This is a genomic window from Vagococcus acidifermentans (genome assembly GCF_003987655.1).
GTDB lineage: Bacteria > Bacillota > Bacilli > Lactobacillales > Vagococcaceae > Vagococcus_B > Vagococcus_B acidifermentans.
Window position 1 is genome coordinate 137,424 of sequence record NZ_NGKC01000007.1, and the last position, 15,656, is coordinate 153,079.

Below are 15,656 nucleotides of genomic sequence, written 5' to 3' on the forward strand. Positions count from 1 at the left end.
TACTCACTCCGACTGCTAAGTTTCAGTTGTTTTTAACGCCGATAATTCAGCTGCTGTCAGCGGACGGTATGCGCCATACGCCAGTTCGTCATCCAACAGCAAACTGCCCATTTTGACACGTTCCAGCTGTTCGACTTTGTTGCCGGTTGCTGCGACCATTCGCTTGACTTGATGGAACTTGCCTTCAACAAGCGTCAAAGCAATCGTACATTGCTTCTTTTCCTCATCAACGGAGGTAATCATCAGTTCCGCCGGCAAACATTTTTCCCCGCCGCTGATGATTATTCCTTCTTTAAATTGCCGGACATCTTTCTCTGTCATAATCCCTGATACAAGAGCCGTGTAGACTTTTTCAATGTGCTTTTTAGGAGACAATAATTCGTGTGCCAACTTCCCGTCATTCGTCAGTAACAGCAAACCTGTCGTATCCTTATCCAATCTGCCCACAGGAAAAATATCTTTACGAAAATCTTCTGTTTTCAACAAATCGACAACTGTTTTTTCCCGTTTGTCCTCAGTCGCTGAAATAACGCCTGCCGGCTTATTCAAAAGAAAATACACATTGGCCTGATAGCTGACAATCTCCTGACCGACCCGCACATTATCTCTATCCGGGTTCACTGAAAATTTACCGTCCTTCACAATTAACTCATTGACAGCTACCTGCCCTTTTTTTAATAATTGCTTAACTTCTTTCCGGCTGCCGAAACCGGAATGACTTAATAATTTATCTAACCGCATTCATTTTCCCCTTAATAAAGAAAGAACATCCAGAAGATGTTCTTAACTGATTTTCAACTTTCGACGAATGTGACTGACTTTATTCCCTAGAAGCTTGTCTGCCAGTCGGACTTTGAGGGATAAGAAGCCGTAGATGGCAACTCCCACTGCCACAACGAGCAAAATAATGATGAACGACTGAATTTTGCTTGCAGGCGATAAAAATAAATATAAAAACGACCGCATCAGCCAAGTACCGATAACCATCACGAGACTAAAAATGAAAATCAAAAGCGTCCTTCTGGCTGTCAGTGATAAGTTAAATCGAGTCAATGTATGAACTGACTTCAACATTAAATAGCAAGTAATCAAAAAACCGGCAGCCGACGATAACAACGGCCCGTAAACTTCAAATAAGCGAACAGCCGGGTATTGCAAAATGATTTTGACAGCAACACCGACACCTAAATAAAGGATAGCTTCACTATGTTTATACAAGCCTTGAAGAGTTGTTGAAATCAACATGAAAAAGCCCATTAACAACCCGACATAACTGGCTTCTATCAATACTTTGTATCCTAAAACATCATGACCATAAAACAACGTATTCATCGGTTCAGCCAGCACAATAAGGCCAAACGTCGCCGGAATCATAATAAAAAAGAATAATTGGATGTTTTCACTGACAAGTTTGGCCAGGCCTTTTTTGTTTTTCTCCGTAAAGGCGGCTGTAATCAGAGGCAAGCCTGTTGCCGCCAACGCTGTTGCCAGAGAGATGATAATCATGACCAGCTTATCCGGATTCGCACTGAACACACTGAACAAAGCTTCCAGCTGTTTGTCGGAATAATGTGTAAACCCGCTCATAAACCGCTCAAAGGTAAATTGGTCGACCAATTTAAAAATATTAATACCGGACCCGACAATAATGAACGGGATGGCTTCGATAATAATATCCTTCAACAGACTATTTTCTGATATTTCAATGTCATTGCTGCTGTTTTCAACCAGCTCATCCATCATCGGTTTTTGTTTGTAATAATACCAGCATAAAGCAGCGACCGCCACCACCGCACCAATAAATGCGGCAAAGGTTGACTGGGTCACAGCTTTGACATAATCGCCGCTGCTTACTTTCATGATGATAAATGTCGCCAAAAGCATGTAAAAAACGCGTGCAATTTGTTCGATGATTTGCGAAACAGCAGAAGGCATCATGTCATGGTACCCTTGGAAGAACCCGCGAATCACACTCATGCACGGAAAAATCAAGACCGCCCAGCTCAATGACCGCATCACGGGAATCAAATCCGCATTGCCGTCAGCCAAAACAGGTGCTGCAAAAAACATGATGCTTGCAAATAACACGCCGCAAATAGCCATCAACATCATCGACCGCTTGAACAGCCTCTTGCTGATACCATACTCATTCAACGAATTATAATGAGAAATTTGTTTGGCAACAGCACTGGGAATACCTGCCGTAGCAATCATCAAAAACAGCGCGTAAACATTGTAGCCTTTGTTAAACAAAGCGTTAGCAACCCTGCCATTTTCGCCCATCCACGCATACCAAGGTAATATATAAATTACCCCAATCAGACGTGAAATAACACTGCCGGAAGTCATCCAAATAGAACCGCGGACCATTTTTTCCTTCGTTTCAATATCTTTATCTTTAAATGAAATTTCCTGATTAGACATAGTTTCGCATCCAACTTTCTTCATCGATAATCCTTACCTAATTGTAAAGGTAAAATTGTAGATATGCAAACTCTTTTAGAAAAAACAGTCCGCAGAAAAATAGAACCATTAACCGGCAACAATATTCACTAGTTTGTTCGGTACCACGATTACTTTTCTAACCGTTTTACCAGCCAATTGCTCTTTTATCAGCTCGTGAGACAAGGCAATCTTTTCCAGTTCTGCTTTATCCGCATCACGCGGGACATCCTGCTTGGCGCGCACTTTGCCGTTAATTTGAAAGACGACTTCAACCGTATTATCCACCAGCAAGTCTTCTTCATAAGTCGGCCAGCTGACATAAGAAATCCCCTCTTTGCCGCCGAGTTTTTCCCAAAGTTCCTCACCCAGATGTGGGGTGACTGGCGCCAGCAACTGGACAAATCCTTTCATATATTCATACGGCAATGCATCCTGTTTATAGGCTTCATTGACAAATACCATCATTTGCGAAATAGCAGTGTTGAACTGCAGGTTTTCGTAATCTTCTGTAACTTTTTTCACCGTTTGATGGTACACTTTGGTCAATTTGCCATCATTATGCATAGTGATTCGGTCTCTCAGCCTGCCTTCTTCATCAATAAACAGACGCCACACCCGGTCTAGGAATTTGCGGCTGCCTTCCAATCCGTTGTCACTCCATGCAATAGATGCTTCCAACGGCCCCATAAACATTTCATACAGTCTCAGTGTATCAGCGCCATACTTCTCAACGACATGATCAGGATTCACAACATTTCCTTTGGACTTGGACATTTTTTCATTGTTTTCACCCAAAATCATCCCCTGATTAAACAGCTTTTGGAACGGCTCTTTTGTCGGGACGACTCCAATGTCGTATAAAAACTTGTGCCAGAAACGTACATACAGCAAATGAAGAACCGCATGTTCTGCGCCGCCGATATAAATATCAACCGGCAGCCACTGTTTCAGCTTGTCATAATCGGCAAGCTTGTTATCATTTTCCGGGTCAATAAAACGCAGGTAATACCAAGAGCTCCCTGCCCATTGCGGCATGGTGTTTGTTTCGCGCCGGCCTTTCTTGCCAGTCTTTTCATCTACTACATTCACCCACTCTGATATATTGGCCAGAGGGGATTCACCGGTCCCGCTCGGATGGATATCGGATGTTTTTGGCAGTCTCAGTGGCAGATCCTCTTCCGGTACAGTTGTCGTTGTTCCGTCTTCCCAATGAATGACAGGGATCGGTTCGCCCCAGTAGCGCTGACGGGAGAACAACCAATCACGCAATCGGTAACTGACTTCTTTCTTGCCGACGTGATGTTCTTCCAACCAGTTATTCATTGCTTCAATCGCATCTTCCTTATTCATACCATTCAGGAAATCAGAGTTGATATGCTGGCCATCTCCCGTAAAGGCTGCTTGCGTCACATCGCCGCCTTCCAAAACAGGAATAATATCCAGACCGAACGTTTTCGCAAATTCATAGTCCCGTTCATCATGGGCAGGAACTGCCATAATAGCCCCGGTACCATATGATGCCAGCACGTAATCGGCTATCCAAATCGGTATTTCTTTGCCATTGACCGGGTTAATCGCGTAAGCACCTGTAAAGACACCCGTCTTTTCCTTCGACAAATCCGTCCGGCTCAAATCAGATTTTTTAGACGCTGTATCAATATAGGACAGCACTTCATCCAGCTGTTCCGGTGTTGTGATTTCTTTAACTAAAGACAGCTCTGGTGCCAACACGGCATACGTTGCCCCGAACAATGTATCCGGTCTTGTGGTAAACACAGTAAACGTCTGTGAGTGGTTTTTTATGCTGAACGTTACATTTGCACCAACCGAGCGGCCAATCCAATTTCTTTGCATTTCTTTAATGCTATCCGGCCAGTCCACATCGTCCAGGTCATCCAGCAACCTGTCAGCGTATGCTGTGATTTTCAGCATCCACTGCTTCATCGGCAGGCGGACAACAGGAAAACCGCCGCGTTCCGATTTCCCGTCAATCACTTCTTCATTTGCCAGAACAGTCCCCAATGCTTCACACCAGTTCACTGCGACCTCCGCTTCATACGCCAGTCCTTTTTCGTATAGCTTAGTGAAGATCCATTGTGTCCATTTGTAATAAGCCGGGTCAGTCGTATTGATTTCTCTCTGCCAATCATAACTGAATCCCAATGAATTGATTTGGCGTTTAAATGTGGCAATGTTTTTTTCGGTAAATTCAGCCGGGTCATTTCCAGTATCCAGCGCATACTGCTCAGCCGGCAGGCCGAATGCGTCCCAGCCCATCGGATGCAGCACATTGTAGCCTTGACTGCGTTTCATCCGCGACACAATATCAGTTGCTGTATATCCTTCTGGATGGCCGACATGCAGCCCTTGTCCTGACGGGTAAGGAAACATATCCAAGGCGTAGAATTTCGGCTTGTCCGGTTCTTCACCTGTTTTAAATGTGTCGTTTTCCTGCCAGTATGCCTGCCATTTTTTTTCAATTGTTTTATGGTTAAAACTCATGTCCTTCTCTCCTCTATTTTATAAAGTAAAAACGTCCCATAAAAACAGAAAAATCTATTTTTATAGGACGTTCAATATAAACGTGGTACCACCTATTTTCATACTTCCCACAGAAAGTATCTCATCATGATAACGGATGAACTCCGGCAACTATGCAGAAACTCAAAGACGAGTTCAAAAGATTCTGTTACACGCTCACACCAGCCGCGCGCTCTCTGAAAACACTCCTCTTTCTACTACTTCTTTTCATCGTCCCATTTCACAATATCATACCAAAAATACGCAAGGTTTTCAAATGAACTGTATAATCTAAAACTGAAAAAAGAGGCTGTCATTAAGTTAACAGCCTCTTTGTATCTTTAAACTTTCAAACTTTGGCCCATATAAATAGTATCAGAAGACAAACCATTTAATGTTTTGATTTTTTGAGTGGTTGTGCCGTATTTTTTAGCCAGACCCCAAAGCGTGTCGCCGGAACTCACTTTGTGACTTCTGGATGCAACAACAGTGTTGCTGTTATTCCCGCTTCGTTTCACTGAGAGCTTCTGACCAACATAAATCAAGTCACTCTTCAAGCCGTTCCAGCTCTTCAAGTTGGCCACCGTCACACCATATTTGGCTGCGATACCGTAAAGTGTGTCACCGCTCTTCACTGCATAAGAAGCTGCACTTGTGTTGCTTCCAGAGCTGGTATTACTGACGGTTACGACGCTTTTGCCCTTGATTGACAAGCTTTGACCAACGTAAATCAAGTCACTCTTCAAACCGTTCCAGCTCTTCAAATTAGCCACCGTCACGCCATATCGGGAGGCGATGCCGGACAACGTGTCGCCACTTTTCACTTTGTAAGAGCCACTGGCTGTACTGCCGCTATTGCCGGAGCTGGTATTGCTGACAGTTACGACGCTTCTGCCCTTAATTGATAGGCTTTGACCGACATAAATCAAGTCACTCTTCAAACCGTTCCAGCTCTTCAAGTTGGCCACCGTCACGCCATATTTGGAGGCGATGCCGTAAAGCGTGTCGCCGCTTTTCACTTTATAATTGCCACTTGTGTTGCCTGTATTAGCAGAACTTGTGTTGCTGGTTGATGAACTGCTGCTGCCACCTTTGATTGTCAGTGTTTGACCAACAAATATCAAGTCGCTCTTCAAGCCGTTCCAGCTCTTCAAATTAGCCACCGTCACGCCATATCGGGAGGCAATACCGGACAACGTGTCGCCGCTTTTCACCTTGTAAGAGCCACTGGCTGTACTGCCGCTATTGCCGGAGCTGGTACTGCCGGTCGAACCAGTGTTATTGTTGCCGCCCTTGATTGCCAGTGTTTGACCAACAAATATCAAGTCGCTCTTCAAGCCGTTCCAGCTCTTCAAGTTAGCCACCGTCACGCCATATCTAGAGGCGATGCCGTAAAGCGTGTCGCCGCTTTTCACCTTGTAAGAACCGCTGGCTGTGCTGCCGCTATTGCCGGAGCTGGTACTGCCGGTCGAACCAGTGTTATTGTTGCCGCCCTTGATTGTCAGTGTTTGACCAACAAATATCAAGTCGCTCTTCAAACCGTTCCAGCTCTTCAAGTTAGCCACCGTCACGCCGTATCTGGAGGCAATACCAGATAACGTATCACCTCTTTTGACAGTATATGAACTGGTGTTTTTATCAACATTCGTCGTAGAGCCTGTACCAGTACCGATAAGCGAACCCGAATTATCAGTCGGCGGTGTCACAACACCTGTCGAAGGTGTGTCATATTGCGTCAAATTAAACTGCTGAATAATATTATTTAATTTAGTGCCGTAGTTAGGGTCAGTCGCATAGCGTCCGGTCAGCCACGCTGTTGCATCCCTGTATGAGTTAGTATTAGCCTTCCATGCCCCGGAGTAAAAATAATTGCCCGGAGAAAAAGAAGTTGTTTTCAATAAATTGGCATTGTCCTGAAACGACTCGCTGTAAGAAGGATATTTTCTGAAATCTGCGTTAATATACACATTCTTCCCATTAATCACTTCCCACGTTTTCATTCTCACCGACTGCCCATTATAAGAACCTTTGATACCAAACAAGTTATAATTTGGCGCACTTGATAATGTGCTAGTGCCATAGCCGCTTTCAAGACAAGCTTGTGCAATCATGACTGAAGCATACAGCCCATTTCTAGCAGCTACCTGCTGAGCATGGGACGCTGCCACTGAAACAAAGTGAGCCGGTGACTGAATCGTCAGTGGGGCACTTCTCAGTACTGGAGCAGAAAACGTCCGCAGTGTCGGAGCCGCAGCTTTACTTTTCGTCTCAGCTGATTCAGAAGTCTTTGTTTCAGAAGTTTCTTTCGCTTTTTCTGAACTTGAACTAGCCGGTTCAGTGGTCTCTGATGTTGTCGTATCAACAGACTCTGTCGTTTCTTGGGAAGATTCCTCGGATGTGCCGGTCTGGGCGGTTTCCGTGGATTCAGATGTTTCCAAAACAGCCTCGCTAGATGTTGAGGTTTCTGTTGCTTCAAGCTCTTCGACCGTGGTTTCAGTTTCTTTGTCGCTAGATGTTTCCGTCGTTTCGCTTTCCGTTGACACAGTATCCGTATCAGTGGTCTCTGTTCCTGATACAGTTATTGTTTGCGAAATAGTTTGTTCGTTCGACGTCAGAGAAACAGTTTGAACTGCTTGAGTCACATCATTTAATGCTGCAGCAAGCTTGAAGCTGGCTGTTCCTTGGTAGTCATTTGTTACATGGATTTCTAATTGCTTGCCGTCTTCACTCACGCTGACATGACCAATCACATCATGAGTGTCAGTTTCCAAGTCGACAGCTGCTTCCGTATTTAAAAAGCGCAGATTGTCAGATGCAGTCAACGGAAAAACGGCCTTTGCAGTGGCTGTCAATGACAGCTGCACTTCCACGTCAAACTGATCCGTACCGGATGGCACAGATTCTGGCAATTTTAGTGTATCAATCTGTAAGGCGTGAGCGTCTGCTTTCGTCTGCTGAGTTTCAGATGAATTCTGTAATTCCACCTCTGATTGCGAATGCGTTGTCGGTTCGCTGGCTGTACTCAATTCTTCTCCTGCCGGCAATTCATCTGCATTCACTTTGACAGAAAAAATCGGCAATACAACAGAAGACATCAGAAGAGAAACACTATATAAAGAAATTCGTTTTACGAAAGAAGAACTGGTTGATGACGGTTTGATTTTCGGTGTTTTTTCATTCATTTCGCAGTATTCTCCTTGTCTATTTCAATAACTAGTTTATTTTGTCAGTTTATTCAATTTAACCATGTCAACACAATAATATCAAGGCATTATCTACCCCAACAATTATTTGTAATCTAAAAGAAACATAGTAATATGACCTTAAACTGATCCCAATTCCAACGACTTAAAATCCCTCATACTTTAGCCCGATTTTCATCACAAGTCCTTGTGTATTGTTTTTTTTGCAGGTATATTAACCTTAAAGATAATACTTATTACTGTAGGGAAGTTTGGTGACAACAAATGAACAAAGAACATTTTTTTATCGAACTTAAAATTCATTTGCGGCAACTGCCTGAAGAAGAGCTTCAAGCTGTTTTAGATAAATATGAAGCTATTTTTGCGGAAAAACAGGAACTCGGCATGAAGGAAGTCGAAATCACAAAAGATTTGCCTTCACCAAAAGAAATTGCCAAAGATATTTTAAAAGAATTAAATTTAGATTATCAACCAGCTAACGAAGCCCATAACGGCTGGACGGAAATTTATGATGATGACATATTTTCAGATGCACGTCATTACCACGGAACTGACATCGATACGCGACCGCCTGATTCTGCGTTTGTCAGACTCATTCAAGTGATTGGGATTATTTTTTTGAATATTTTCTTGATGCTCTGGGTTATTTTCTGTTGGATTATGTTGTTATTCTGCGGATGGCTGACGACAGGGTTGTTGCTATTTAGTCCTGCGCTTGGCATTTTTTCGGTAATAACAGCTTTAGGCAGCTTTGGCTTGTTCCAGTTATCTCTAAGCATTCTATTTTGCGGATTTGGATTAATCGGGATTCTCATCATGAATCCTGTCACAAAAGCGTCATATCAGTTGATTAAATCATACTTTAAATGGAACTTACGCGTATTGAGAGGAGACAGAATCTAATGAAACGACGAACACTTGTCATTTTAGGGACTGCAGTTCTCCTTATCTTAACTGGAGCTGTCGGCAGCGGATATTACTATTTTCAATTAGAGAAGGAACGAGCAGCCAGAACTATTTATGAAACCTATCCGTCCGAAAAAGCAGATACGCTGAATCTGACTGTTGACGGCGCAGCTCATGTGGATATCAGGGTGTCCGATGATGATGACATTCATTTGACGCAAGAAGGAGCACTCGTTGAACAAAACGACTTCAAGAGGGAAGTTAAAACGAAAAATAATGAAACAAACGTTAAAATCACATACAGTGAACCCGCTTCTCAAACAAAAAAATTCTTTCATAATTTCAATCAATTCACTGACGAAACAATTCAGTTGCGTGTCCCGAAATCCTATCAAAAAATCGCGGTCAAAGGAGCAAACGTCTCTGTTTCTCTGAACACTATAACAGCTAAATCCATCGATATAGATTCAGAAAACGGTTCTGCCAGTTTATTTGATATCACAGCAGATGAACTCAAGTTTGCCAGTCACTCTGGAGACATCCGCATCGATGATGTGTTTCTTGAAAAAGATGCGCTGCTCGAAACCCGTTCAGGCAGTATTAATGTTGAAGGATTTGTGTTTAATACCGCACAATTCGTATCAAGCTCGGGTTATCTGTCGCTTTATGAATTAAAAACACAAGCGGCAACAGATGATAAAAAAGCGGCAGAGCAGATTACTATCAAAACAAGCTCGGGAGATATGTCGCTTGATACTGTTCAAGCAAACACACTTATTGAAAACGGCAGCGGTGAAATCGACATCAGGAATATTAAAGGAAAGCTGACTGCTAAAAATGATCATGGGGGCATCTCTATTGAGTCTGCTCAATTAACCGCTGATGCCTCACTGACAACAAAAAATGGGGACATTTATATCAGCCTTAGTGAAGACGGTTGGAAAAAATCACAATTCAGCGGTGAAACAAAGCTTGGAGACATCTATTTAGACGATGAGCCTCAGCGAAATCCTTACAAGAAGAGCGCTAGCGGCCCCAGCATATCGGCCACATCAAATACCGGCGACATCACCCTTTACACATATCGTTTTGAAGACTACGAAGATTAACCATTTCATGTTATAATTTGGAAGAACTCTTGTTTAGAGAGTTCTTCTTACTTTTTCAGGAGGATACAAATGGTTAAAAACAAATTATATTGGCAGTATGCCGCAAGCATCTGTCTGCTCTTTTTTGCTTTCATCGCCTATTTTGTTAAAGCAAACCCGGCTATACTGTCTGCTCTGGACCAACCGGTCAGCCAATTGATTCGCAGCAATATGTCAGTACCAGTGACGCAGTTTTTTCTATACATCACCAAATTTGGCAATACTGTGACTATTGGTATCTTAACCGCATTGACTGTCGCTATTTGCTACAAAAATCGGGCAGTCATTGAAGCGGTATGGGTTCTGATTAATTCTGCCTTAATCGCCGGTGCCGGCAATTACCTGATTAAACTCTTTTTCAACAGACCCAGACCAGAGCTCAGCCATCTGGTTCATGCACCCAACAGCAGTTTTCCAAGCGGACACGCAATGGGCAGTGTTTTATTTTACGGCACACTGATATTTTTGTTGCCGAAATTTATCAGCAATAACTCGCTGCGACGTGTTCTGCAATTAATTTTAGGTATGCTGATCGGTTTAATCAGCCTCAGTCGCATTTACTTGGGCGTACATTTCCCCACAGATATTCTCGGAGGTCTTCTCCTGGGATCAAGTTGGCTGCTGGCTACGTATCCAATTTATAAAAAACAAGCATTCATAAACCGATTTAAAGGACATCAAAAATGACATTATTAAAAGAAAAACACAGCAAGCGTTACTATACATGGAATGAGGCATTACAAAAAAATTTCGGTGCCAAGTTATCCAAAATACCAATTGACGGCGGATTTGACTGTCCGAATCGGGATGGCACTGTTGCTGTCGGAGGCTGTACATTTTGCAGTGTTTCCGGATCGGGAGATACTATCATCGCCCCATCAGCTCCTCTGCCAGTCCAATTTCAAAAACAAGTCCAAAAAATGCATCAAAAATGGCCTAATGCAAAAAAATATCTAGTCTATTTTCAAAATTTTACCAACACCCATGCCCCGGTTGACGTCATTCGACACCGATTTGAACAAGTATTGAATGAACCAGGTGTTGTTGGTCTGTCAGTCGGAACCCGACCGGACTGTCTGCCCGACGAGGTGGTGGATTATCTCGCCGAACTCAATCAGCGTTTTTACCTTTGGGTGGAACTGGGCCTGCAGACAACATTCGAAGAAACAAGTGATTTAATCAACCGTGCGCACGATTACTACACCTATTTAGAAGGGGTCGACAAATTACGCCGCCATAATATTAATGTCTGCACACATTTAATCAATGGTTTGCCTGGAGAAACGGCTGACATGATGCTCGAAAATGTTCGGCGAGTTGTTTTGGATTCTGATATCCAGGGCATCAAACTGCATCTGCTGCATCTGATGGAGCACACGCAAATGGTGAAAGATTACATGAATGGCAAACTAAAACTGCTCAGCCAAGACGATTATGTTTCTATTGTATGCAATCAGCTGGAAATCCTGCCACCCGAAATAATCATTCACCGGCTGACAGGAGATGCACCACGCGAAACAATCATTGGTCCTATGTGGAGCCTGAATAAATGGGAAGTGCTGAATCAAATAGACAAAGAACTCGCAAAAAGAAATACTTATCAAGGAATTTTCAACGCGCGAAATGCCTGATAGTGAAAGGAGAAAACATGCTGCGAACTGCTTTACAATATAGTCATCAATTACTTTCCGACTGCATAAACACCGGTGATTATGTGATTGACGCAACCATCGGCAATGGCAATGACACATTGTTTCTTGCTGAATTAGTCGGAGAGACAGGAAAAGTATACGGATTCGACATCCAACAAACGGCTGTCGATAAAACTGAAAAAAGATTACAACAAAACAACATGATACAACAAACCAGTCTGTCGCTGCTCAGTCATGAACACGTTGACCAAGTGATTCAACCTAAAACAGTAATTTCAGCAGCTGTGTTTAATTTAGGTTATTTGCCAAGAGGTGATAAATCAGTCACGACAAAACCGCAAACAACCATTACAGCTATTAAAAAAATATTGCCTCTTTTAAAATCAGGCGGCCGCATCGTGTTAGTTGTCTATGATGGTCATGCTGAAGGCAAGGTCGAAAAAGACGCACTGCTTTCTTTTGTTCGTCAGCTACCCCAAGAAGACTTTTCAGTACTTTACTATGCGTTTTTAAATCAACGGAATCATCCGCCGTCTGTTATCGCCATTGAAAAAAAGCCATCTCCCGTTGTATAAACGTGAGATGGCTCTTCAATTAGTCGATCAAACTTTTTCTAAGTACATCTGCTTTATCTGTTTTTTCCCAAGTAAACTCGTCATCTTCTCTGCCGAAATGGCCATACGTTGCCGTTTTTCTGAAAACCGGACGTCTCAAATCCAGCATCTCGATAATTCCCGACGGACGCAAATCGAAATGTTCACGAATGGCTCCAACAAGTTTGTCTTCAGATACCTTTCCGGTTCCAAACGTTTCAACGGCAATAGAAACCGGTTGTGCCACTCCTATAGCGTAGGCTAATTGAACTTCGCACTTCTCAGCTAAGCCGGCAGCAACAATATTCTTGGCAATATAACGGGCAGCATAACTAGCCGACCGATCTACCTTTGTTGCATCTTTGCCTGAAAAAGCACCGCCGCCATGTCTCGCATACCCGCCGTATGTATCAACAATTATCTTTCTCCCTGTCAAACCGGCATCGCCTTGCGGACCGCCAATCACAAACCGGCCCGTCGGGTTGATATAATAAGTAGTCTCATCATCCAATAATTCGGCAGGGACGACAGCTCTGATCACTTTATCCATAATATCCTGTTTCAACTGTTCAAGGCTGATTGTTTCATCGTGCTGCGCACTTATTACAATGGAATCAATTCTAAAAGGTTTATCATTTTCGTCATACTCCACCGTTACCTGTGCTTTAGCATCCGGTCTTAAATACGATACTTCACGCGATTTTCTTATTTCAGCAAGTCTTTCGGTCAGCTTATGGCTGAGTGATATCGGCAAAGGCATCAATTCAGGTGTTTCATTGATTGCAAAACCAAACATCAGTCCCTGATCGCCAGCCCCAATGTCATCTGCAAAAGAGGTGTCCGCATCTTTTGCTTTCAGTTCCAGCGATTCATCGACTCCTTGAGCAATATCTGGTGACTGCTCATCAATCGCAACCATGACACCGCATGTATCGCCATCAAACCCGTATTTGGCACGTGTGTAGCCTATCTCCTTGATCGTATTTCTGACAATTTTTTGAATGTCAACATACGCAGTAGTTGTAATTTCACCAAAGACAAGGACGAGCCCGGTTGTCACAGCTGTTTCACAAGCCACCCGAGCCATTGGATCCTGCATTAAGATAGCATCTAAAATGGCATCGCTGATTTGGTCAGCAATCTTATCCGGATGCCCTTCAGATACTGATTCAGATGTAAATAATTTTTTTTCTTTCAATTTCATTCCCCCTAATTTTTTTTCGGTTACAAGGAATCTTTATTGTTTCATCAATAAATCCTATCGGGAATCTTGCAACATTGCTAGTATAACAGAAATAACCAAAAAAAACTTATTTATTGCAAAATAAATTCATAACTTGTTGACGAATTGATATTCTTACAATAACATATAAGTACTAAACATAAATGAGGTTGGATGAATTGAACAAGCAAAAAACAATGACGTTCTCTGTTTTATTATGGGCGGCAATAATTTTACTACAAACCGCTGCAAGCATCTTACCCGCTTGGCAGATTAACATAAGCAGCTCCAACGTATTTGAACCTTGGTGGCAGCTGATTTTTTATTTACTCCTTTGCGAAATATTTCAATCGTTTGCTAAACTGATGAATCGTAAAGGAAAATTTGTACCGTTAATTTTCTATATCATTAAAATTGCTGCCAGTTTTCTTTTGATTTATTCCATCACCAGTAAAACAACTTTTTACTTTGCGCTTATTTTTATCGCCTATGAATTTTTTCAATTATTAAGCATTGCAAAACAATTTAAGTTTGTCGAATCAATCTCCTATACACTCTTAAACAGTTTTTTCAAGGGAATGGTGTTCAACCTGGTAATAGTAGTAGACCGTCCGTTTGTTTTTAATCTTGATTTATTCAAACCATTTGTCATTTCTACAGCACTTTTCTTAATGTTAACCTCGTTGATACAAGGTTTGTATGCTTATCAAAGAAAGAAATTTCCTTACTTGATTATGTCATTCGCTGCATTAATCATGACATATATTTTAATATTTAACCGAGTGTCTGTTTTAACACTTGTGTTATTTACAATCAGTAACTTTCTCATGCTTTATTTATTTACAAAAGTTTCCGGATTTCTAAGTAAAGAATTTTTTGCCAGTGCTTTTGTCCTAATATCACTACTCTTGTATTACTAGATTATCTTGACAGCATGATTAGTGGGGCCAGCTAAGACATCTCAAAAACAAAAGAAGAGGACACCAAAATCAATAAAAAATTTTGGTGTCCTCTTTTGTTCTTAACAAATGGTTAGGCAGAACTGATTTGTAATAAAAATAAAATTGGTGAAAAATCACTTCTTCGCCAATTGTCTTATCAACACTATAAAATCGGGAAGACAGGATTCGAACCTGCGACCCCTTGGTCCCAAACCAAGTGCTCTACCAAGCTGAGCTACTTCCCGTATATGCTGCTACGCGCCCAAGAGGAGTCGAACCCCTAACCTTCTGATCCGTAGTCAGACACTCTATCCAATTGAGCTATGGGCGCTGTTTAGAAAATGCCGAGGACCGGAATCGAACCGGTACGGTAATTACTTACCGCAGGATTTTAAGTCCTGTGCGTCTGCCAGTTCCGCCACCCCGGCTGGTTGTTTAGGTCCATGCGTTGGCATTCTTATAAGCGGAAGACGGGGTTCGAACCCGCGACCCCCACCTTGGCAAGGTGGTGTTCTACCACTGAACTACTTCCGCATTGTGATGCCGGCTAAAGGACTTGAACCCTCGACCCTCTGATTACAAATCAGATGCTCTACCAACTGAGCTAAGCCGGCGCTTATTCTTTTTTAGCGATGCGGGTGAAGGGACTTGAACCCCCACGCCGTTAAGCGCTAGATCCTAAATCTAGTGCGTCTGCCAATTCCGCCACACCCGCATATTAAAATAAGGCAAATGACCCGTACTGGGCTCGAACCAGTGACCCTCTGATTAAAAGTCAGATGCTCTACCAACTGAGCTAACGAGTCATATGGAGGTTAACGGGATCGAACCGCTGACCCCCTGCTTGTAAGGCAGGTGCTCTCCCAGCTGAGCTAAACCTCCAATAAACACAAAAGCGCGGCAGCGTCCTACTCTCACAAAGGGAAACCCTTCACTACCCTCGGCGCTAAGAAGCTTAACTGCTGTGTTCGGCATGGTTACAGGTGTATCCTTCCTGCCATCGCCACCACACTTTGTGTCTGTCTT

At 42.8% G+C, this 15,656-nt stretch carries 11 protein-coding genes, 8 tRNA genes, 1 rRNA gene, 1 riboswitch and 1 other annotated feature; of the genes, 6 read left to right on the forward strand and 14 right to left on the reverse strand.

Annotated elements, in window-relative coordinates; genetic code table 11:
* Positions 1-15 precede the first annotated feature (15 nt).
* The 4 genes from CBF27_RS14130 to CBF27_RS07700 all read right to left on the reverse strand — a co-directional run bounded on the left by CBF27_RS14130 (position 16) and on the right by CBF27_RS07700 (position 8,147).
* Positions 16-741 (reverse strand): pseudouridine synthase, encoded by a 726-nt coding sequence (locus tag CBF27_RS14130; protein ID WP_170175046.1) that lies wholly within the window; start codon positions 739-741, stop codon positions 16-18.
* Between the two features lie 42 nt (positions 742-783).
* The gene (locus CBF27_RS07690) at positions 784-2,424 is read right to left on the reverse strand and encodes a putative polysaccharide biosynthesis protein (RefSeq protein WP_170175047.1); all 1,641 of its coding nucleotides are present in this window, start codon (positions 2,422-2,424) and stop codon (positions 784-786) included.
* Positions 2,425-2,532: 108 nt separating this feature from the next.
* Complete coding sequence (gene leuS, locus CBF27_RS07695; RefSeq protein ID WP_126813737.1) at positions 2,533-4,947, reverse strand: leucine--tRNA ligase; 2,415 nt, start codon at positions 4,945-4,947, stop codon at positions 2,533-2,535.
* 60 nt (positions 4,948-5,007) lie between these two features.
* Positions 5,008-5,206, reverse strand: a binding site (T-box leader).
* Positions 5,207-5,306: 100 nt separating this feature from the next.
* Positions 5,307-8,147 (reverse strand): LysM peptidoglycan-binding domain-containing protein, encoded by a 2,841-nt coding sequence (locus CBF27_RS07700; protein ID WP_126813738.1) that lies wholly within the window; start codon positions 8,145-8,147, stop codon positions 5,307-5,309.
* Between the two features lie 285 nt (positions 8,148-8,432).
* Between CBF27_RS07700 and CBF27_RS07705 the strand changes: the two genes are divergently transcribed.
* The 5 genes from CBF27_RS07705 (at position 8,433) to mnmM (ending at position 12,449) form a co-directional block, all read left to right on the forward strand.
* Entirely contained in the window at positions 8,433-9,071 is a 639-nt protein-coding gene (locus CBF27_RS07705) for a DUF1700 domain-containing protein (RefSeq protein ID WP_126813739.1), read from the forward strand.
* On the forward strand, positions 9,071-10,183 hold the full coding sequence (locus CBF27_RS07710; RefSeq protein WP_170175048.1) for a DUF4097 family beta strand repeat-containing protein: 1,113 nt from the start codon (positions 9,071-9,073) through the stop codon (positions 10,181-10,183). The genes CBF27_RS07705 and CBF27_RS07710 overlap by 1 nt, the downstream gene beginning before the upstream one ends.
* 69 nt (positions 10,184-10,252) lie before the next feature.
* Positions 10,253-10,909 carry a phosphatase PAP2 family protein gene (locus tag CBF27_RS07715; protein ID WP_126813741.1) on the forward strand — a complete coding sequence of 219 codons (657 nt, stop codon included), beginning with the start codon at positions 10,253-10,255 and terminating at the stop codon, positions 10,907-10,909.
* Positions 10,906-11,853: a tRNA modification radical SAM protein MnmL/YtqA gene (gene mnmL, locus CBF27_RS07720; protein ID WP_126813742.1), complete on the forward strand. Its 948-nt coding sequence runs from the start codon at positions 10,906-10,908 to the stop codon at positions 11,851-11,853. The genes CBF27_RS07715 and mnmL overlap by 4 nt, the downstream gene beginning before the upstream one ends.
* Before the next feature lie 17 nt (positions 11,854-11,870).
* Positions 11,871-12,449, forward strand: coding sequence for a tRNA 5-(aminomethyl)-2-thiouridylate-methyltransferase MnmM (gene mnmM / locus CBF27_RS07725; RefSeq protein ID WP_126813743.1), 579 nt, complete (start codon positions 11,871-11,873; stop codon positions 12,447-12,449).
* A 19-nt stretch (positions 12,450-12,468) separates the two neighbouring features.
* On the opposite strand, the gene metK is transcribed toward mnmM, so the two are convergent.
* Positions 12,469-13,665 carry a methionine adenosyltransferase gene (gene metK / locus CBF27_RS07730; protein WP_126813744.1) on the reverse strand — a complete coding sequence of 399 codons (1,197 nt, stop codon included), beginning with the start codon at positions 13,663-13,665 and terminating at the stop codon, positions 12,469-12,471.
* A riboswitch (SMK box riboswitch) is annotated at positions 13,663-13,748 on the reverse strand. Its footprint overlaps the gene before it by 3 nt.
* A gap of 120 nt (positions 13,749-13,868) precedes the next feature.
* Here metK and CBF27_RS07735 point away from each other — a divergent pair.
* Positions 13,869-14,609 carry a hypothetical protein gene (locus CBF27_RS07735; RefSeq protein ID WP_126813745.1) on the forward strand — a complete coding sequence of 247 codons (741 nt, stop codon included), beginning with the start codon at positions 13,869-13,871 and terminating at the stop codon, positions 14,607-14,609.
* Between the two features lie 192 nt (positions 14,610-14,801).
* Here the strand turns inward: CBF27_RS07735 and CBF27_RS07740 are convergent.
* From CBF27_RS07740 to rrf, 9 genes are all read right to left on the reverse strand, one after another.
* A tRNA-Pro gene (locus tag CBF27_RS07740) sits at positions 14,802-14,875 on the reverse strand.
* Positions 14,876-14,887: 12 nt separating this feature from the next.
* A tRNA-Arg gene (locus CBF27_RS07745) sits at positions 14,888-14,961 on the reverse strand.
* A gap of 11 nt (positions 14,962-14,972) precedes the next feature.
* Positions 14,973-15,058, reverse strand: a tRNA-Leu gene (locus CBF27_RS07750).
* A gap of 34 nt (positions 15,059-15,092) precedes the next feature.
* Positions 15,093-15,164 (reverse strand) — tRNA-Gly (locus CBF27_RS07755).
* A 7-nt stretch (positions 15,165-15,171) separates the two neighbouring features.
* Positions 15,172-15,244, reverse strand: a tRNA-Thr gene (locus tag CBF27_RS07760).
* 19 nt (positions 15,245-15,263) lie between these two features.
* Positions 15,264-15,345, reverse strand: a tRNA-Leu gene (locus CBF27_RS07765).
* Between the two features lie 18 nt (positions 15,346-15,363).
* Positions 15,364-15,436, reverse strand: a tRNA-Lys gene (locus tag CBF27_RS07770).
* Between the two features lie 3 nt (positions 15,437-15,439).
* A tRNA-Val gene (locus CBF27_RS07775) sits at positions 15,440-15,512 on the reverse strand.
* Between the two features lie 13 nt (positions 15,513-15,525).
* A 5S ribosomal RNA gene (rrf, locus tag CBF27_RS07780) occupies positions 15,526-15,641 on the reverse strand.
* Positions 15,642-15,656 lie beyond the last annotated feature (15 nt).

Coding starts and splice junctions, on each gene's coding strand:
- mnmM (WP_126813743.1), top strand. CDS start 11,871: ATGCTGCGAACTGCTTTACAATATAGTCATCAATTACTTTCCGACTGC.
- CBF27_RS07705 (WP_126813739.1), top strand. CDS start 8,433: ATGAACAAAGAACATTTTTTTATCGAACTTAAAATTCATTTGCGGCAA.
- mnmL (WP_126813742.1), top strand. CDS start 10,906: ATGACATTATTAAAAGAAAAACACAGCAAGCGTTACTATACATGGAAT.
- CBF27_RS07710 (WP_170175048.1), top strand. CDS start 9,071: ATGAAACGACGAACACTTGTCATTTTAGGGACTGCAGTTCTCCTTATC.
- CBF27_RS07700 (WP_126813738.1), bottom strand. CDS start 8,147: ATGAATGAAAAAACACCGAAAATCAAACCGTCATCAACCAGTTCTTCT.
- CBF27_RS07690 (WP_170175047.1), bottom strand. CDS start 2,424: ATGTCTAATCAGGAAATTTCATTTAAAGATAAAGATATTGAAACGAAG.
- CBF27_RS14130 (WP_170175046.1), bottom strand. CDS start 741: ATGCGGTTAGATAAATTATTAAGTCATTCCGGTTTCGGCAGCCGGAAA.
- leuS (WP_126813737.1), bottom strand. CDS start 4,947: ATGAGTTTTAACCATAAAACAATTGAAAAAAAATGGCAGGCATACTGG.
- CBF27_RS07715 (WP_126813741.1), top strand. CDS start 10,253: ATGGTTAAAAACAAATTATATTGGCAGTATGCCGCAAGCATCTGTCTG.